Consider the following 19531-nt stretch of genomic DNA (forward strand, 5'->3'; position numbering starts at 1 on the left):
ACATACTAGAGGGGAAAGCGAGGGATTGGAGCAAAATTTACAATTCCACCTCGATTTTCCACCGGATTTGGAGTATGCTGAAAACAGTCGAAATCCACCGAAATCCGGTGATTGAATAACGGAGGATAGTTTTATGAAACGTTTTGCAACCTTGGCTTTGGCCGCAGCGCTTGTATTGTCCGTCACCGCCTGCAGTTCCCGCGATGGGGATGGAAGCAGTTCTTCCTCCCTGCCGATGAGCTCTTCGGTCCCGGAGCCCAGCAGTTCTATGGATGAAGAGTCCTCCTCTTCCTCCCTGCCTATGGAGCCGGAGGGCAGCAGCGAAGCCGAGTCCGCCATGAGTACCGATTTGGAGCAAATCGGTACTCTGGACGGCACCAAGCTGGGCTGGGGGCCCGGCACCAACAAAGATGAGCGGGGGCGGCCCTATGGCGCCATCCAGTACCAGGAAAAATACGGCAAGTACAATGCCCACTACATTGCGCCGGACAGCCAAAACATCTACTTAACCTTTGACGAAGGGTATGAAAACGGCTATACCGAAAAGATTTTGGACGCCCTCAAAGAGAAGGACGCCCACGCGGTCTTCTTTGTCACCCTGCCCTATGTCAAACAAAACACCGCACTGGTGCAGCGGATGATCGACGAAGGACATATAGTAGGCAACCACAGCGACAAGCACCTTTCCTACCCCGACCTCTCCTTGGAGGATGCCCGTGCGGATGTGCTGCGGCTCCACGACTACATGAAGGAGAATTTTAACTACGAGATGACCCTTTTCCGCTTCCCTATGGGGGAATTCTGTGAAAAGGATTTGGCCCTCCTGCAGTCCATGGGTTACAAAACGGTGTTCTGGAGCTTCGCCTACCGGGATTGGGAGGTGGACAAGCAGATGGGCGCTGAGGCCGCCTTCCAGAAGGTGACCGAGAACCTCCACCCCGGTGAGATTATGCTGCTTCACGCCGTATCCAAGGACAATGCGGAAATTCTGCCCCGGCTGATTGACTACATCCGGGCCGAGGGGTATACCATAGCCGACTACGACGTGGATTACACCGTTCAGGATTCCCCAGCTGAGGAGTCCAGCAGCAAATAAACGGAAATGTCACCTGGGAAATAATACACAAATAATTTTCCACCAAACGGGGGGTACACTGACACTGTGCCCTCCGATTTTTGCTCCCACTGGGGAAAAACCGCGGATTTTGCGGTGGTAGAGCCGGTTTTTTTAAAGAAATCCATAGAAAAGCTTACAGGTACTTTACCTTCCTTTTACATACAAAAGGCACCGCCCAATGCTATAATGGGGTCGAACAATGGGAAAAGCCTGCGCTGTTTTGGCCAGAGGGTCAAAGGGGAGCGGCGCAAATACAACCGGTAACGGAGGAACACGATGGATATTTTTGGCGTCATCAGTCTGTTGGGCGGGTTGGCCCTCTTTTTGTACGGCATGAGCGTGCTGGGTTCCGGTCTGGAGAGGACCAGTGGCGGCCGCCTAGAAAAAACACTGGAAAAATTGACCAACAGCGTCCTCAAAAGCGTCCTGTTCGGCGCGGTAGTGACCGCTGCTGTACAGAGTTCATCCGCCACCACCGTCATTGTGGTGGGCCTGGTCAACTCCCGGATTTTGGGCCTGCGCCAAGCCATTGGGGTCATCATGGGGGCCAACATCGGCACCACCATCACCGCCCACATCCTGCGCTTGGCGGACCTTTCCGGCGGCGGGTTCCTGCTTCAGATGTTGAAACCTACCACCTTAGCCCCGCTGGTTGCGGTCATCGGCATTATTTTGTATATGACTGCCCGCAAAAGCAGCCATAAGGAGATCGGCCAGGTGATGCTGGGCTTCAGCATCCTGTTCACCGGCCTCTTCGCCATGGAGGCCGCAGTGGCCCCCCTCAAAGACGTGCCGGAGTTTACCGCCCTCTTTGCTAAGTTCCAGAACCCCATTTTAGGCGTGCTGGTGGGCGCAGTAGTGACAGGCATCATCCAGTCCTCTTCGGCCTCGGTGGGCATTCTGCAGGCGCTGAGTTCCACCGGTATGATCACCTATGCCTCCGCTTTTCCCATCATTATGGGCCAGAACATCGGCACCTGCGTCACTCCGCTGATCGCCAGCATCGGCGCTTCTAAAAACGCCAAGCGGACTGCGGTGGTTCACCTCTCCTTCAACGTCATCGGCACAATAGTGTTTTTGATTGGCACCTACACCATTCAGGCGCTGATCGGCTTCCCCTTCTGGCTTGACCCCATCGACAAGGGGGGCATCGCCAACTTCCACACATTGTTTAATGTGGTGGTTACCCTTCTCTTTTTGCCCTTCACGAAACAGTTGGAGAAATTGGCCTGCGCCATTGTCAAGGACTCCCCCGAGGATATGGACAGCGACGACGTCGCCCTCGAGCTGGACGAACGCTTTATGCGGTCCCCCGGCCTGGCCATCCAGCAAGGGAGGAAGATCATTGTAAAGATGGGCTTTTTGGCCAAGGAGAATTTTGTCTCCGCCATGGGCCTAATGCGCCACTACGACTCCAAAAAGGTGGAGCGGATCAATGAAGTGGAGGATATGCTGGACCGGATGGAGGACCGCCTGAGCGCCTATCTGTTGATGGTTTCCGCCCAGGAGCTGAGCGAGAAGGACAGCCGCGCGGTTTCCGAGCTGCTCCACGTAGTCAGCGAATACGAGCGGGTGGGCGACTATTCGGTCAATGTGATGGAAGCGGCTGAAACCATGTATCAGCGGGGCTCCAAATTCTCCAAGGCCGCCCAAGCGGAGATGGATACCATCGGTCAGGCGGTATATGAGATTTTGGACATTTCAGTCAGCGCCTTTGAGTCGGAGGACGTCCAGGTGGCCACCAACATTGAGCCCTTGGAGGAGGTCATCGACCTGATGGAGGAGACCCTGAAAGACCGGCACATTGAGCGGCTGCGTCAAGGCAAATGCACCCCCGACGCCGCTTTCCCCTTTGTAGAGGCCCTCTCCTGCCTGGAGCGGATTGCCGACCACTGTTCCAATGTGGGGACCTACATCATCAGCCATGAGGGCGAGAAAGACGGTGATTTCGACCGCCACGAGTACCTGCGGATGATACACAAAGGGGAAACCGAACACTACGCCGAACACTTTTCTGCCTATGAGAAAAAATACTACGACCGCATTGCCCTTGCGGAAGACTAATCCAATTGAGCCAAGGCCCCTTTGGCAGAGATGCCAAAGGGGCCATTTTGCACCCCAGGGGGAAAAGGGGCCCGCCTTCCAGTGGATTCCCCGCCGGGGGGACAGAAGGCGCAAACATCTGGCGCTAACTCCCTATAATCCGCAAACCTTTATGCCATTGGATCGAGAAAGCAGAACACCCCCGCTCAACAGCGGGGGTGTTCTGCCTGTGAGAATGTGATGGAGATTTATCGCGAAGAAGTAGTCTAGCAAATTTAGTTGTCATCATTTCCGGTGACGCTGCCAGTGGATTCCACTACCTCCACCCCGGAGAGGGAGGTGGTGCGGTTCGCGGTCAGCTGGGTGATTTTACAGCTTCCAGTGCCGGAAATCTCTGTGGGGGAATGGACGGTCATGGAATCCAAGCGGCAATGGGTAAAAGTCAGTGGAAGGAGGGTGCAGGTGGTGTCCGCAGGGACTTCCAATGCCTTGAGGCCGCCGTACCCGGAGGAGAGCATATTTTCAGTGATGGAGAGGTCGGTTTTCACCTGGGCCAATGCAATTTCGCTTTTTCCCCGGATAGTCAGCTCCACCTCCGTGTCTGGGGAGTCCACCACCATTTGGGCGGCCGTCACCCCGTTTAAGGTGATTTCCCCTCCGCCGTAGATGTATAGGGTGCCGCCGATGGAGACGTTTTTCAGATCCACAGGGCCTTCTCCCACCATGGAGTCGATGGTCAGGTCACCGGTGATGGCTTTGTTTTCCAGCTCCACCCGTTCGGCGGAGATGACGGCGGTGTCCAGCGTTTCCTCCCGGTCGTACTCCCCGCGGATCAAATACCGGTGGGAGGTGGTTCGCTGCACCGTGGGGAGCATATCGTCCCCCAATGCGGCATAGGTGGGCAGGCTGCACAGCAGCAGACCGGCCAACAGAAGAGCGGGCAATCGTCTCAACTCTGGATTCCTCCTTTTTGGTTGCTGTCCACAGAATACCCCCCTCCCCTGTTGGATGGGGGAAGGGAGTGTGATGATTTTATGAAAATTGCCACTACCCAATTGGCTGGGACTGTGTTATACTTGCTTTAGTTTATGAAAGCATCGGGGCGAGAGAGAAAGAGCCCCGGTTTTTACGAGGGGCCATTTTGGAGGAATCCCCACAGGGGCTTCTCCCGTGGGATGAGGTGCAGTATGAAAGAAAAATTGACGGCTTCCCAGATGATTTCCCTTTCATTTATGTTGTTCGCCATCTTTTTTGGCGCTGGAAACATGATCTTCCCCCCGGCGCTGGGCCAGCAGGCCGGGGACAAATACCTGTGGGGGATCATGGGATTTGTGGCCACCGACGTGGGGATTTCCCTATTGGGGATCATGGCGGTGGTGCGGGTCGGCTCCACCTTGGAGGATTTGGCCGGCCGGATCGGGCCCCGGTTTTCCGTCGGGTTTTCCCTGCTCATCTACCTGATGCTGGGGCCGTTGTTCGCCATGCCCCGGACCGGTGCAGTCTCCTTTGAGCTGGCGATGCTCCCCTTTTTGGGCGCCCTCCCCGTTTCTCCGGGAATGGGCTCCCTCCTGTTTACCCTGGCATTTTTTGGGTGTTCCATCTTTTTGTCCCTCAACCCCTCCAAGGTAGTGGACATTGTGGGCAAGGTGCTCACCCCCATCCTTCTGTTGGCCATTGGGGCGTTGACGGTGGCGTCCATCCTCCACCCCCTGGGGGCCATTGTCCCCACCACAGGGCCCTATGCCGAAATCCCCTTTTTCAAGGGCCTGGTGGAGGGGTATTTGGCGCTGGACGGCTTTGCCTCGCTGATCTTCGCGGGGATTGTCATCAACTCCATGAAGGGGTACGGCATCACCGACAAAAAGCTGTTGCAGAAAAATACCTTCTGGGTGGGGCTTATCGCTTCCGCCGCATTGGCGCTGGTCTATGTGGCGCTGGGGTACATCGGGGCCAGCTGCTCCAGCCTTCCCCTCTTTGAGAACGGGGGTCAGCTGCTCACCATGGGCGCCCGGCAGCTGTTTGGCCCCTATGGGCAGATGATTTTGGGCCTGGCAGTGCTGTTCGCCTGCCTGACCACTTCCATCGGCCTGACCACTTCCTTCGCCGAGTATTTCCACAAGGCATTCCCACGGTTCACCTACCGCCAGGTGGTGGTAGCGGTCAACCTGTTCAGCTTCGCTGTATCCAATGTTGGCCTCTCCACCATGATCTATTACACCCTGCCGGTGCTGGTGACCTTATATCCCGCTGTGGTGGTGATGATTGTCCTCTCCTACTTTCACGACGCCTTTGGCGGGCGCAAGCCGGTCTATCTGTGCGGGATGGGCTTTGCGCTGGCAGTGGGGGGGATCAGCGGCCTAGAAAGCTTAAAAATCACCCTGGGACCCATCACCGCCTTGGCGAAGATGCTCCCCTTCTATGATTTGGGGGTGGGATGGATTCTGCCGGCCATAGCGGGCTGCCTGTTAGGCCTTTTGATCCCCGCCAAACAGGAGGGGTAGCTGGAATTTTGCTGGGGATGGCTGCCCCGCCGGGCTGCGGGGCATACTCTCCCCAAAACGATGTATGAAAAGGAGAGTACCTATGCTGGAATACAAGTTTGACACCCAGCTCCTCATCGAGGGGGAAGCCCTTTCGGAGGACGCTATCCACGATTATATTGTGGCCAATATCCCCGGTGACTGCCTTTTGGTGGTGGGGGATGAAACGCTGATCAAAATCCATTTCCACACCAACGCCCCCTGGAAGGTGCTGGAGTACGGCGCCTCGCTGGGGGACATCCACGATGTGGTGGTAGAAAATATGGAGCGGCAGGAAAACGGCCTCCAGGGCTGATGCCCTCCCGCTAGGCCGTAAGATCCCCCAGGGGGCATTCCCCGGGGGATTTTTGCATCCCCTGACAGGCGCAGCGGTCGTGAACAATCTTAAAACAATTGGTGCTTTGGATTGTGAAAACCCAAAATTTGGGGTATACTATGGAACACAATCACTCTATGGGCAGCTGCCCAACTCGATGAACGGAGGCGTTTTCCTTGAACAACTGGCTGGACCGGCTGGAGCGGAGATATGGCCGCTACAAAATTCCGGATCTGATGCTCTATATCACCAGCACCATGCTGGTGCTCTACCTTTTTCAAAATGTATTGGGGCTGTTCCCGGTCAACCAATGGCTGTCCCTGGTGCCCTCCTTGGTGTTGCGGGGGCAGGTCTGGCGGCTGATCACCTTTGTGTTCCTGCCGCCCTCCTCCTCCATCCTCACCGTGCTGCTGATGCTGTACTTCTATTACTTTATCGGCAGTGCTCTGGAGAGCCATTGGGGATCCTTCCGGTTTAACGTCTACTACCTGTGTGGAGTGCTGGGGACCATCGTGGCGGCGATGATCACCGGCTATGCCACCAACAATTACCTGAACATGTCGCTGTTCCTCGCCTTTGCCGCCCTCTTCCCCGAGGAGGAGGTTCTGCTCTTCTTTGTCATCCCCATGAAGGTCAAGTATCTGGCTTATCTGGATTTGGGCTACTTTGCCATAGGGCTCCTGTTTGGGAGCTGGTCCATGCGGGCAGCCGCAGTGGCCTCCCTGATCAACTTCTTCCTGTTCTTTGGGCCGGATTACCTGCGCCGGGAGCGGGAGCGGCGGAAGTTCAAGGCGGTCCGGGATAATTTTCGCCGGCAGATGAACGATGACCGCCGGGGCTGGTAACTCGGTGAAAAAAGGCCGGGCGCTTTGAGGCGCCCGGCCTTTTTGTGTGGTTCAGTTGTGGGCAGCTCCCTCCTGCTGGACAGGGTGGGCATCCTCTTTTTCAATGGTGTGGGAGAGGAAAAGGGAAGCCTTGGCACAAGCCGGGCCAACCATTTCATACAGCACACCGGAAGAGAGGATGATGGTGGAGAGCATAAGGCCGGTCTCGGGGGAGAGGAGCCGCTGCCCCAGCACCGCCAAGCCGATGGAGACGCCGGCCTGGGGGATCAGTGCCAAGCCCAGGTAATTGCGGATGTTGGCAGAGTAACCGCAGATCCGCGCCCCGGCGTAAGCGCCGGTGTATTTGCCCAGGATGCGGATGAAGAAGTAAAATATGCCGATGACCCCGGCTGTCGCCAGGGAGGGCAGGTTGAGACGCATGCCCGACAGGACGAAGAACATGAGAAGGATGGGCGGGGTGAAGCTGTTTACCTGGGTGAATACCCGGTCGTTGTCGCTGACGTTGGTGTAAACAGCGCCCAGGGCCATGCAGGAGAGCAGGGGCGAAATGTCAAAGCAGGTGCAAAAGCCGGTGATGAACAAGAGGATCGCAGTGGTGAGGATCAGCCGGTGGTCAGAGGAACGGCGCTCGTTGTCGATCAGACGGTGCAGGACATAGCCTAAGGCCCCGCCGGCGATAACGGTGACCGCGTTGAGGATGACCGGCAGAATCACTACGCCAAAATCCAAGGCTTTGGAACTGTCCTCCATGGCGCTGACCACGGCGGCGCAGACACTGAAGGCGATGAGGGCCACAGCGTCATCCAAGGCCACCACCTGGAGGATGGTGTTTACAAACTCCCCTTTGGCTTGGTACTGGCGGATGGTCATGATGGTGGACGCGGGTGCAGTGGCCGACCCGATGGCCCCCAGCAAGAGGCAGAAGGGCATGGGCAGGTGGAAAATCAAAGCCATGGAGGCGGTGACCAGCACGGCGGCAGCCAACGATTCAAACAGGGTGAGGATGACGATTTTGCTCCCGCTGGCCCGCAGGGTGGACAGTTTGAAATACCGCCCCACGCCAAAGGCGATGAAGGCGAGGGCCACATCGGTGACAAACTCCATGTGCTCTACAATCTCGCCGGGGATCAGGTCCAATACGTAGGGCCCGATCAGCACGCCGGACAGGATGTAGCCGGTGACGTTGGGCAGGCGCAGTTTTTTGGTGATCCGGGTGATGACAAACCCGGCGAATAGAATGATCGACAGGCCAAGAATGACTTGGGCGGACGCGTTGGTAATGGACGACAGATGGAACATGATGTCGGGGCTCCTTTCGATGGTGTTTGAGGTGTTCTGGCCTTGTAGAAGATCGGGCGATTCCTCGGTCACGGGGGGAGGAAGGAGGCAAAAAAACGAGCCTCCCTGTATAGGAAAAAACAAACCTAGATAGCAGTTTTAACGGTTTTTTGTTTACACGATCTTGATTTACTGTTGATTATAACGGTCAACTGTGCTAATATCAAATAATAATTGATTGGGTTTTTATAAATTAAATTTATAATCCTTCCTTAAAAGGAGTAATTCCTATGATTGATACCAAAATCCGCACCCTGTTGACCCTGGTCAATGTGGGAAGCTATACCCGTGCGGCGGAAGAACTCCACCTGACCCAGCCGGCGGTGAGCAACCACATCCGCCAGCTGGAAAAGGAGTTTTCAATAAAAATTTTTTATCCGGATAAAAAAGAGCTTAAAATCACCCCTGAAGGGGAGATTTTGGTGAAGTATGCTCGGCGGATTATGGCTTTATACAACACCGCCCGCCAGGTGATCGACGATTCCAGGCGGCAGCTGACCCACCTCTCCATCGGCATGACCCGCACCGCCGGTGAGAATATCATGCCCCAGGTCATCGCCGCCTACTGCGCTGAACACCCGGGCACACAAATAAATATTTATACCGATTCTATAAAAAATCTTTATAATAGGCTCCGCTCCTTCGAGCTGGATATGGCGGTTGTGGAGGGGGTTTTGCCCGATGACGAGTTCCAGTCGGTGCTGCTGGACACCGATTTCCTCTGTGTCATCGCCTCCCCCAAACACCCCTTTGCCAAACGGCAGAGCGTCTCCCTGCAGGAGCTCAAAGAGGAGAATATGATCCTGCGCTCCAGCTCGGCTGGCACCCGGCAGCTGTTTGACAACTACCTGTACAACCAGTCGGAGAACATCAAAAACTTCCATGTGATCATGGAGGTGGACAATGTGGCCATGATCAAGGATCTGGTGGCCCTCAATATGGGGGTCTCTATCATCGCACGCAGCGCCTGCCGCCAGGAGGAGGCCCAGGGCCGCCTGGCTGTGGTGCCCATCGAGAACGCCCGGATGACCCGGGACATCGTCATGGTCTATCAAAAGGACTTTTCCCATCTGGAGCTGTTGGAGGAGCTGTGCAAACTGTATTCGCGGCTTTCCTGGCCCGCCAGTGCCACCGATTGAGCGGGGCTCCCGCCCGCAGGGCTGGAAGGCCGTGTAGAAGGAGCGCCCCTTTTGAAAGAAGCACTGTGACCCACAGAGGGGAAAGATTGTGCGGTCTTGCTTTTTTGATAAGTGGTAAAAGAAAAGGAGCGGCGCATGGCAGATGCCATGCGCCGCTCCCCCTTTGATGTTCACGCCGGACGCCCCTCTTCAAAAGGCCGGCACCAAGGGATGGCTATAGCGGGGCTCCAGCGCCCTCCTGCTGGAAAAGCAGTTCGCCCCGGTCTAAAATCTCATGGGCAAAGCTGCCAGGGCAGCGGCAGAGAACGTCCCACTCCTCAGGGGTGTAGACTAAAAGGCCAAAGGTAACTGGACAATCTACAGCCAAGTACAGCCGCCGCTCCAGCTCCACCGGGTCGGCGACTTGTGTCACCACGCAGAACTTGAACCCCACCGTCTCCCCCTGGTCGGAGATCCGGTGCTTGTACAGGTAGACCAGCTTGGGCCGGACTGTGGCCAGAAGGTGCTGGAGGGCCGCTTCTATCTTTGGGCATTGCTGCTCCATGTCAAAATCCCTCCCGTCAATTCTACGGTGTAGCATGCCTAAAAATGGGGCAAAATATGGGCAGCAGGGCAAATCTTTCCGCCCGCTGGGGGCAATTTTCGGAAAAATCCCTTGGGAACTATTGTTGGACACAGAAAATTAAGAATATAATACCCAAAGTCGTTTGACAAAGCAAGAGACGAAGGGTAAAATGTTAATGTTAATCTAAAATGGGTTTTCATATGCAATGATAGTCCTGCAAATAACATACAGAGGTGAAATGAATGGGGCTTTTTGATAAGCTGTTTGGTACCTACTCACAGCGAGAGCTGAAACATATATATCCCATCCGGGACAAGGTGCTGGCTCTGGACGAGACCTACGCCGCCATGAGCGATGCGGACTTGCGGGCCATGACCCCTAAACTGAAAGACCGGCTGGCTGCCGGTGAAACGCTGGACGACATTCTGCCCGACGCTTTCGCCGTCTGCCGGGAAGCGGCCCAGCGGGTGCTGGGGATGAAACACTACCCGGTGCAGATCATCGGCGGCATCGTGCTCCACCAGGGGCGCATCGCCGAGATGAAGACCGGTGAAGGCAAGACCTTGGTGGCCACCCTGCCCGCCTACCTGAACGGCCTTTCCGGCAAGGGCGTCCACATTGTCACCGTCAACGACTACCTGGCCAAGCGGGACAGCGAATGGATGGGCAAGCTGTACAACTACCTGGGGCTTTCGGTGGGCCTGATCATCAGCGGCATGGACAACGCCGCCAAGAAAAAGGCCTATGCCTGTGATATCATCTACGGCACCAACAACGAGTTCGGGTTTGACTACCTGCGGGACAACATGGTCACCTACAAGGAGAACCAGGTCCAGCGGGGCCATGCCTACGCCATTGTGGACGAGGTGGACTCCATCCTCATCGACGAGGCCAGAACCCCCTTGATCATCTCCGGCCAGGGGGATAAATCTACCGACCTGTACGAGATCGCCGACAAGTTTGCCCGCACCCTGACCATGACCAAGGTCAAGGAGCTGGACGACAAACAGGACAACGACGACATCGAAGGCGACTATATTGTGGATGAAAAGGCCCGCACCTGCACCCTCACCCCCGAGGGCGTGCGCAAGGCTGAAAAATACTTCAACCTGGAAAACCTGACCGACCCGGAGAACATGACCATCTCCCACCACATCAACCAGGCCATCCGGGCCCACGGCATTATGAAGCGGGACATCGACTATGTGGTCAAGGACGGCGAGGTCATCATTGTGGACGAGTTCACCGGCCGCTTGATGATCGGCCGCCGGTACAATGAGGGCCTGCACCAAGCCATCGAGGCCAAGGAAGGGGTCACCGTGGCCCGGGAGTCCAAAACCCTGGCTACCATCACCTTCCAGAACTATTTCCGCATGTACAAGAAGCTGGCCGGCATGACCGGTACCGCCCTCACCGAGGAGAACGAGTTCCGGGAGATCTATAAGCTGGACGTCATTGAGATCCCCACCAACCGCCCCATCCAGCGGATCGACATGGAGGACGTGATCTACAAGACTGAGGATGGCAAGTTCAACGCGGTCATCGAGCAGATCATCGAGTGCCACAACATCGGCCAGCCAGTGCTGGTGGGCACCGTATCCATTGAAAAATCCGAGCACCTGTCCTCCATGCTGCGCCGCCGGGGCATCAAGCACGAGGTGCTCAACGCTAAGTACCATGAAAAAGAGGCGGAGATTGTCGCCCAGGCCGGTAAATTCGGCGCGGTGACCATCGCCACCAACATGGCCGGCCGCGGCACCGACATCATGTTGGGCGGTAACGCCGAGTACTTGGCCAAAGCAGACCTGCGCAAACTGGATTACAGCGATGAATTGATCGCTGAGGCGGAGGGCTACTCCAACACCGACGACGAGGAGATCCTCGCCGCCCGGGAGAAATTCCGGGAACTGTTGGCCAAACACAAAGAGGAGATCAAAGGCGAGGCCGAAAAGGTCCGGGATGCGGGCGGACTGTTCATCATCGGCACCGAGCGCCACGAATCCCGCCGGATCGACAACCAGCTGCGGGGCCGTTCCGGCCGGCAGGGCGACCCGGGCAAGACCCGGTTCTTCCTCTCCCTGGAAGACGACCTGATGCGCCTCTTCGGCGGCGACCGGATCCAGAACCTGATGGACACCCTGAAGATTGAGGACGACATGCCCATCGAGGCCAAACTCCTCTCCGGCACCATCGAAAGCGCCCAGAGCAAGGTGGAAGGCCGCAACTTCGCCATCCGCAAAAATGTGCTCCAGTTCGACGACGTCATGAACCGCCAGCGGGAGATTATCTACGGCCAGCGGGAAAAGGTGCTGGACGGCGAAGACTTGGGAGAGATTATCTCCAAAATGGTGGACGACGTGGTCAGCGAAGGGGTGGCACGGTACCTGCCCGAAGGGGTGGAACACAAGGATTGGAACCTCTCCGGCCTGCGGGAATACTTCCGCGGCTGGATCACCACCGAGGACGACCTGCGGTTTGACGACGAGGCCCTCCAGAAGACCAGCCGGGAGGAGATCACCCAGCAGCTGACCGAAAAAGCCCATGAGCTCTATGCCAGCCGGGAGGAGAAGTTCTCCAGCAATATCATGCGGGAGCTGGAGCGGATCATCCTCTTGAAAAACGTGGACTCCAAGTGGATGGATCACATTGACGCCATGGATGAGCTGAAGAAGGGCATCTACCTGCGCTCCTACGGCCAGAAGGACCCGGTTGTGGAGTACCGCATTGAGGGCTTTGAGATGTTCGACGAGCTGATCGCCTCCATCCGGGAAGATACTGTCAAGATGCTGCTCACCGTACAAATCCGCACCAGCGAGCCCCCAAAACGGGAACAGGTGGCAAAACCCTTGACCACCAACCAAGGGGATGGCACGGTGAAATCCACCCCGGCCAAGAAGGGCCATAAGGTGGGGCGCAACGATCCCTGCCCCTGCGGCAGCGGTAAGAAATACAAAAAATGCTGCGGCAAGGATGAGTAATCCCAGCCTAACACAGGTGTGAGAAAAGCGGAGCTGTTTTATGCAGCTCCGCTTTTTTTCATGGTGGAGGTATGGGTTTCTTTTGCCCCCTTTCCTTATCTTGAGAGAGGGGAGGGGTGAAACCCTGCCTGGATTTCAGGGAAACCTGGCCCCAAAGGGGTGCGCGGTTTTTATGTCCCCCCTTTCTTGTCCCGAGAGAGGGGAGGGGTGAAACCCTGCCTGGATTTCGGAGAAACCTGATCCCAAAGCGGGTGCGCGGTTTCTTTTGTCCTCCTTTTCTTTTCCCCAAAGAAAAGGAGGGAAGGTTGAAAAATCGGCCTTCTGCGTGTAGAATGGAGGATGTACATGAAATCCCAGACGATGAGGAGGACAATTATGGATAAAATGATGGAGAAAACCGCCGCGTACATCGACGCCCACCGGCAGGAAATGCTGGATTTGTGGGAAGAACTGGTGATGATTGAAAGCGGCAGTCAGCAGAAGGCCGGGGTGGATAAAGTCTGCGCCCGCCTGAAAGAGGAGATGGAAAAGGCCGGGGTCAAGACCCGGGTGGAGGAGATGGAAAAGGCTGGGAACTCCTTGATCGGATTGTGGGGAGAGGGCCGGCCGGAGAAACCCCTTCTGTTCCTGGGCCATATGGACACGGTATTCAATGAGGACGGTGTCACCAAAGAACGCCCCTTTACCATCAAGGACGGCATGGCTTACGGCCCCGGCGTGCTGGATATGAAGTCCGGCCTGATTATTGGCCTCTACGCCATGAAGGCACTGAAAGAAGCAGGCTATGACCAGCGGCCCATCAAGTTCCTCTACACCGGCGACGAGGAGCCCGGCCATGTCAACTCCACCGGCACCCAGCTTCACCTGGACGAGTGCGAAGGGGCGATGGCCGCCCTCAATTTTGAGACCGGCTATCCCCACGACGGCATCGTGGTGGAGCGCAAAGGCTCGGCCAACTTCACCGTAGAGGTGGAGGGGGTGGCCGCCCATGCGGGCAACTCCCCGGAAAAAGGCCGCAGCGCCATCCTGGAAATGGCCCACAAGATCATCGAGCTCCAGGCCCTCAATGATTTTGAGAAGGGTACCACCGTCAATGTGGGCCTCATCACCGGCGGCACCGTGGTCAATGCCGTTCCCAATTGCTGCACGGTAAAGGTCGATGTGCGATATGTCACCATGGATGCCCTAGAGGAGCTGCGGCCTAAGGTGGAGGCCATCTGCGCCAAAACTTTTGTGGACGGCACCAAAACTACCCTCACCTGGGAAAGGGCCGCCACTCCCATGCCCTGCAGCGAAGGCAATATGAAACTGCTGGAGGTTTTAAAGGCCACTGCCGAGGAGATCGGCTATCCCGGCCAGCTCTCCGCCCACAAGGTGGGAGGCTGGTCCGATTCCTGTATTGTCGCTTCCAAGGGGATCCCGGTGGTGGACGCCCTGGGCACCAAGGGTTCCTGGAACCACGCTCCCAATGAGTATGCCGAGGTGGAGTCCCTCTTTACCAGGGCCAAACTGGCAGCGGCGTTTGTCATCAACCTGAAAGACGACATCCAGTAGGCCAATGGAAAAACGGGAATTGGACGCCGTCAACATCGGGGAGAAGATCCAGGCATACCGGCAGCAGAAGGGGCTCAACATCAAGGAGCTCTCCCGGCTGGTGGGGATTTCCCCCTCAATGCTCAGCCAGATGGAGCGCAACCTAGCCAACCCCTCCATCAACACGTTAAAAGCCCTCTCCGCCGCGCTGGAGACCCCCCTCTATTACTTTTTTATGGGGGAGAGCCACAAAGAGGAAGTGGTGGTCCGCCCCCAGGACCGGAAGACTGTCGTCACCCCCCAGATCACCGAAGGGTCGTACCGTCTGCTGACCCCCGATGCCTCGGGGGAACTCTCCTTTTATGAAATGTACCTATCCCCTTTCCACGGCTCCACCGACCGCTCCATGGTCAGTGAGAGCGAGAAGGTCTGCCTGGTACAGGCCGGGGAGGTCACCCTGTTTATGGACGACCAGGAGTACCATCTCCTGCCGGGGGACAGTGCCCGCATCCCTCCCCGCAGCCGCCACGGGTGGCTGAACCGGGGGAAGGAGGAGGCCCGGGTGGTCATCGCCACAGCGGCCCCCTTGCTGTAGACAACGAGAAAAAGCCCCCCTACTTAGCCTTGGCGGCGGTGGGGGAGCTTTTTGCGTATTGGAAAGGGGGCTTTCCCGCGGTTTAGGTCTGGACAGCTCTGGTTTTGTTGAGGGAACTACCCGGCCCCTTAGGGGAGTTGCCGACAGAGAGAGGGAAATGGAGCCATCCGCCAGGGCAGGAAGGGAGATGGATGCGAAATTTGCAGGTCTGTTGCATCCGGGCAGATACCGGTGCCGGGTGAGAGCACCTTTTGTGGCGGATGCCAGGGCACACATTGGGACATCGGGCTTTCCCTTTTCCTGGAAGGCAGATTGCACAGAAGGAAAACACCAAATTTGACGAAACCAACATCGATTTAATGTGATTTAATTTGAACGTAAAAACGTAAGAATGGGTGCAGTCGGTTTGTTCCCAGAAAACATACAAAGTTGGTGCATTCTGTCAGCGGAGTATGGACAGAGGCCGGGAAAATGCAGCAGAATCCCCTGTCGAAAAAGAGAGAATCTCGTTCAAGGGCAAAAAACTGCCAAAACCATCCAGCTATGCAGGGCGGAGGGGAAGTAGTAGAGAAAAAGGAACCGTCGGTTTAAACAGGGAATATCGCTGAAATTGGAAGAAAACAGTCGAATTTGACAACGAATGGAAGGGCCGGGGGATAGATTCCCCTTGCGCCCTTGACAAGTCAAAAATATCGTGTAGAATAGAATTAAATTATTAAATTTCATTGAATTTAATAGGCTAAAAACCATTCATGGAAAGGGGAAACATGATGAAAAAGCTAACAGAAATTCGTTGGCATGGCAGAGGCGGACAGGGCGCTAAGACCGCGTCTCTCCTGCTGGCAGACGTTGCTTTCAGCACCGGTCTTTACATCCAGGGCTTCCCAGAGTACGGCCCGGAGAGAATGGGCGCGCCCATCACCGCCTACAACCGCCTCTCCAATGAGCCCATCCGCGTACACTCCAACATTTACGAGCCCGACTACGTGGTGGTTGTGGATGAGACCCTGCTGGACTCTGTCGACGTCACCGCTGGCCTGAAACCGGAGGGCGGTATCGTCATCAACTCCGCCAAAGACCCCGCCGAGCTGCGCGCCAAGCTGAAGGGCTACACCGGCAAGGTGTATACCATCGACGCCAAGAAGATCTCCATCGAGTGCATCGGCAGAAACATGCCCAACACCCCCATGCTGGCTGCTGCGGTGAAAGCGAGCGGCTTCATGGATGAGAAGCTGTTCCTGGAGAACATGGAAGCTTCCTTCAAACACAAATTCGCTTCCAAACCCGAAGTCATCGCGGGCAATATGAAGGCCCTCGAAGTCTCCCTGAAGGAGGTTCAGTGCAATGGCTAAAGAAAATTTGATGAAAGATATCCACGAAAAAAGTGCCTACGCCGATCTCACCCCCGGTGGTGACATCTACGGTTCCGGCAACTCCCACTTCTTCAACACCGGCGAGTGGAGAACCGCTACCCCCGTGTTCGTTCCTGAAAACTGCAAACAGTGCCTCTTGTGCGTACCGGTCTGCCCCGACAGCGCTATCCCGGTGGTAGACGGCAAGAGAGGGGACTTTGATTATGACCACTGCAAAGGCTGCGGCATCTGCTTCAAAGTCTGCCCCTTCAAGGCAATTACCTTTAACAAAGACTAAGGAGGAGAGAACATGGCAATCAGAGAGAGATTATCGGGCAACGAGGCGGTCTCCTATGCCATCCGGCAGGTAAACCCCGATGTTATGCCCGCATTCCCCATCACCCCTTCCACCGAGATTCCACAGTTTATCTCCCAGTATGTCGCCAACGGCCAGATCGACACCATCTTTGTCCCCGTTGAGTCGGAGCACAGCGCAATGTCCGCTTCCATCGGCTCCGAGGCCGCCGGCGCCAGAACCATCACCGCCACCTCTTCCTGTGGTTTGGCCCTGATGTGGGAGATGCTGTATGTGGCCGCTTCCTGCCGCCTGCCCATCGTGCTGGCTTGCATCAACCGCGCCCTGTCCGGCCCCATCAACATCAACAACGACCATTCCGACTCCATGGGCGCCCGGGATGCCGGCTGGATCCAGATCTATGCTGAGAACGCCCAGGAGGCCTACGACAACTACATCATGAGCTTCCGCATCGGTGAGCACAAAGACGTTCTGCTGCCGGTTATGGCCTGCCAGGACGGCTTTATCACCAGCCACGCTGTGGACAACATCACCCTGTTGGAGGATGAGAAGGTCAAGGCGTTTGTCGGCGAGTACAAGCCGGAGAAATGCCTCCTGAACCCCGCCGAGGCCCTGTCTGTCGGCCCCTACGACACCGTCCATTACTACATGGAGCATAAAAAACAGCAGGCTGTCGCCATGCACAACGCCAAGAAGGTCATCCTGGACGTCGCCAAGGAATACGAGGAGCTGACCGGCCGCAAATACGGCTTCATCGAGAAGTACAAGATGGAAGATGCCGAGTATGCCATGGTCATCATCGGCTCCTCTGCCGGCACTGCTAAGGACGCTGTGGATGAGCTCAGAGCCCAGGGCGTCAAAGCCGGCCTGATCAAAGTCCGCGTGTACCGCCCCTTCCCCGGCGAGGAGATCGCCGCCGCCCTGAAGAACGTCAAGGCTGTGGCTATCATGGACAAGGCGGAGAGCTTCTCCGACATCGGCGGCCCCTTGGGCGCTGACGTCCGCGCTTCTATGTTCGGCGTCTGCAACAATGTGAAGGCCATCAACTTTGTCTACGGCCTGGGCGGCCGCGACGTGAAGGTGGACGACATCAAGTGCGCCTTCGGCAAGCTGGAAGAGGTTGTCAAAACCGATGCAATCCCCACAGGTTACCAGTACCTGGGAGTAAGAGAATAAGGAGGCGACAGGCATGGCTTACAACTTTAAAGAAGAGATGAGCAAACCCGAGCGTCTGTCGGGCGGCCACAGATTGTGTGCCGGCTGCGGCGCCGGTATCGCCGTAAGAGGTGTGCTTCGTGCGCTGGACGCCGATGAAAAAGCGGTTATCACCAGCGCCACCGGATGCCTGGAGGTATCCACCTGCATGTATCCCTATACCTCTTGGAACGATTCCTTTATCCACGCGGCGTTTGAGAACTCCGGCGCCACCTGCAGCGGTGTGGAATCCGCCTACCGCGCGCTGACCCAGAGAGGCAAGCTGAACGAGAAATATAAATTCATCGCCTTCGGCGGCGACGGCGGCACCTACGACATCGGCTTCCAGTCCCTGTCCGGCGCCATGGAGCGCGGCCACGATATGGTGTATGTCTGCTACGACAACGAAGCATACATGAACACCGGTATCCAGAGAGCCTCCTCCACCCCCAAATATGCCGAGACCACCACTTCTGCCGTGGGCAAATGCAGCCCTGGTAAGGCTCAGTCCCGCAAAGACCTGGCTGCGGTGATCGCCGCCCACGACATCCCCTATGTGGCCCAGACCACCTTTATCGGCAACTTCAAAGACCTGCATGAGAAGGCTTACAAGGCCATCCACACCCCTGGTGCGGCTTTCCTGAACGTCATGGCTCCCTGCCCCAGAGGTTGGAGATACCCCTCTGAGGACATGATGACCGTCTGCAAGATGGCTGTAGAGACCTGCTTCTGGCCTCTGTTTGAGGTGGAGAACGGCGTTTGGAAGCTGTCCTACCGTCCCAAGAACAAGCTGCCCATCGAGGAGTTCCTGAAGCTCCAGGGCCGGTTCAGACACCTGTTCAAACCCGGCAACGAAGCTCTGATCGCCGAGATCCAGAAGGATGTTGACGAGAAGTGGGCCCAGCTGCTGAAAAAATGCGGCGAAGAGCTGTAACTGCAAATAGGATACTACCCAACCGTTTCCCAATGGAGAAAAAGGGCCAGGCTTTTGCCTGGCCCTTTTGTTCTATTATGGGGAAACGCTGATTGGGGGGATAGAAAGAGCCCGGCAACAATTGCCGGGCTCTTTCTTGTTAGCCTTCGATGGAAATGTACTGGCTGGATTCGATGGCCTTGGGCTGTTTCTTGGGGACAGACAGCTTCAAGATGCCGTCCTCAAATTTGGCGCGGATCTCTTCTTGGGAGATGCCGTCCCCCACATAGAAGGTGCGGCAGCACTGGCCGGTGTAACGCTCTTGACGGATGTAACGGCCTTCTTTGTCGGTCTCATCTTTATCAAGACCCTTGGATGCGCTGATGGTTAGGTAACCATTTTTCAGCTGGGCCTGAATGTCCTCTTTCTTAAAACCAGGCAGGTCGATGGCCAGCTCATAGCTGGAATCGGTCTCCCGTACATCGGTTTTCATCAAGTTCTTGGCGTGTTTGCCATACAGAGGGTTGCGTTCCCCAAAAAAGGTTTTTTCAATGGGGGATTCAAACCAATCATCAAACAAGTTTTCTCCAAAGATGCTAGGCAACATACTTCATTCCTCCTATTCACGATGGATATTGCCTGCCAGGGGGGACCTTTCTGGGCCCCTTTCCTTGGTACGCCTTTAGAATACCACCGGGATTTAGCACTGTCAACACTAGAGTGCTAAAATTAACATTTTCCTCAAAA

The 19531-nt window shown here is 56.2% G+C and carries 17 protein-coding genes; 13 read left to right on the top strand and 4 right to left on the bottom strand.

Annotated features, from left to right (window positions below; translation table 11 throughout):
• The first annotated feature begins 133 nt into the window (after positions 1-133).
• Entirely contained in the window at positions 134-1096 is a 963-nt protein-coding gene (locus tag BQ5353_RS06705; protein WP_071427531.1) for a delta-lactam-biosynthetic de-N-acetylase, read from the top strand.
• Positions 1097-1393: 297 nt separating this feature from the next.
• Positions 1394-3181 (top strand): Na/Pi cotransporter family protein, encoded by a 1788-nt coding sequence (locus tag BQ5353_RS06715; RefSeq protein WP_071427533.1) that lies wholly within the window; start codon positions 1394-1396, stop codon positions 3179-3181.
• A gap of 254 nt (positions 3182-3435) precedes the next feature.
• Here the strand turns inward: BQ5353_RS06715 and BQ5353_RS06720 are convergent, their stop codons facing one another.
• Positions 3436-4113, bottom strand: a complete 678-nt coding sequence (locus BQ5353_RS06720; protein ID WP_143117178.1) for a hypothetical protein — start codon at positions 4111-4113, stop codon at positions 3436-3438.
• Between the two features lie 234 nt (positions 4114-4347).
• Between BQ5353_RS06720 and brnQ the strand changes: the two genes are divergently transcribed.
• The 3 genes from brnQ to BQ5353_RS06735 all read left to right on the top strand — a co-directional run bounded on the left by brnQ (position 4348) and on the right by BQ5353_RS06735 (position 6861).
• On the top strand, positions 4348-5661 hold the full coding sequence (gene brnQ, locus BQ5353_RS06725; protein WP_071427535.1) for a branched-chain amino acid transport system II carrier protein: 1314 nt from the start codon (positions 4348-4350) through the stop codon (positions 5659-5661).
• An 82-nt stretch (positions 5662-5743) separates the two neighbouring features.
• Positions 5744-5995, top strand: coding sequence for a kinase to dihydroxyacetone kinase (locus BQ5353_RS06730; protein WP_054331843.1), 252 nt, complete (start codon positions 5744-5746; stop codon positions 5993-5995).
• Between the two features lie 197 nt (positions 5996-6192).
• Positions 6193-6861: a rhomboid family intramembrane serine protease gene (locus BQ5353_RS06735; RefSeq protein ID WP_231357953.1), complete on the top strand. Its 669-nt coding sequence runs from the start codon at positions 6193-6195 to the stop codon at positions 6859-6861.
• Between the two features lie 51 nt (positions 6862-6912).
• Here the strand turns inward: BQ5353_RS06735 and BQ5353_RS06740 are convergent, their stop codons facing one another.
• On the bottom strand, positions 6913-8160 hold the full coding sequence (locus BQ5353_RS06740) for a cation:proton antiporter (protein ID WP_071427536.1): 1248 nt from the start codon (positions 8158-8160) through the stop codon (positions 6913-6915).
• Between the two features lie 269 nt (positions 8161-8429).
• Between BQ5353_RS06740 and BQ5353_RS06745 the strand changes: the two genes are divergently transcribed.
• Positions 8430-9338 (top strand): LysR family transcriptional regulator, encoded by a 909-nt coding sequence (locus tag BQ5353_RS06745; RefSeq protein ID WP_054331842.1) that lies wholly within the window; start codon positions 8430-8432, stop codon positions 9336-9338.
• Positions 9339-9552: 214 nt separating this feature from the next.
• On the opposite strand, the gene BQ5353_RS06750 is transcribed toward BQ5353_RS06745, so the two are convergent.
• Positions 9553-9882: a hypothetical protein gene (locus tag BQ5353_RS06750; protein ID WP_054331841.1), complete on the bottom strand. Its 330-nt coding sequence runs from the start codon at positions 9880-9882 to the stop codon at positions 9553-9555.
• A gap of 263 nt (positions 9883-10145) precedes the next feature.
• Here BQ5353_RS06750 and secA point away from each other — a divergent pair, with 263 nt between their 5' ends.
• The 7 genes from secA (at position 10146) to BQ5353_RS06785 (ending at position 18805) form a co-directional block, all read left to right on the top strand.
• Positions 10146-12881, top strand: a complete 2736-nt coding sequence (secA, locus tag BQ5353_RS06755) for a preprotein translocase subunit SecA (protein WP_071427537.1) — start codon at positions 10146-10148, stop codon at positions 12879-12881.
• A 375-nt stretch (positions 12882-13256) separates the two neighbouring features.
• A complete protein-coding gene (locus tag BQ5353_RS06760) occupies positions 13257-14435 on the top strand; it encodes a M20 family metallopeptidase (protein ID WP_054331261.1) in 1179 nt (392 codons plus the stop codon).
• 4 nt (positions 14436-14439) lie between these two features.
• Positions 14440-15009, top strand: a complete 570-nt coding sequence (locus tag BQ5353_RS06765; protein ID WP_054331262.1) for a helix-turn-helix domain-containing protein — start codon at positions 14440-14442, stop codon at positions 15007-15009.
• Between the two features lie 770 nt (positions 15010-15779).
• Positions 15780-16361: a 2-oxoacid:acceptor oxidoreductase family protein gene (locus BQ5353_RS06770; RefSeq protein ID WP_054331263.1), complete on the top strand. Its 582-nt coding sequence runs from the start codon at positions 15780-15782 to the stop codon at positions 16359-16361.
• Complete coding sequence (locus tag BQ5353_RS06775; protein ID WP_054331264.1) at positions 16354-16659, top strand: 4Fe-4S binding protein; 306 nt, start codon at positions 16354-16356, stop codon at positions 16657-16659. The genes BQ5353_RS06770 and BQ5353_RS06775 overlap by 8 nt, the downstream gene beginning before the upstream one ends.
• Before the next feature lie 12 nt (positions 16660-16671).
• On the top strand, positions 16672-17853 hold the full coding sequence (gene porA / locus BQ5353_RS06780; protein ID WP_054331265.1) for a pyruvate ferredoxin oxidoreductase: 1182 nt from the start codon (positions 16672-16674) through the stop codon (positions 17851-17853).
• Positions 17854-17866: 13 nt separating this feature from the next.
• Complete coding sequence (locus BQ5353_RS06785; protein WP_054331266.1) at positions 17867-18805, top strand: thiamine pyrophosphate-dependent enzyme; 939 nt, start codon at positions 17867-17869, stop codon at positions 18803-18805.
• Positions 18806-18944: 139 nt separating this feature from the next.
• On the opposite strand, the gene BQ5353_RS06790 is transcribed toward BQ5353_RS06785, so the two are convergent.
• A complete protein-coding gene (locus BQ5353_RS06790) occupies positions 18945-19391 on the bottom strand; it encodes an Hsp20/alpha crystallin family protein (protein WP_054331267.1) in 447 nt (148 codons plus the stop codon).
• Positions 19392-19531 lie beyond the last annotated feature (140 nt).

The sequence above is a fragment of the Merdimmobilis hominis genome, assembly GCF_900104615.1.
Classification (GTDB): domain Bacteria; phylum Bacillota; class Clostridia; order Oscillospirales; family Ruminococcaceae; genus Merdimmobilis; species Merdimmobilis hominis.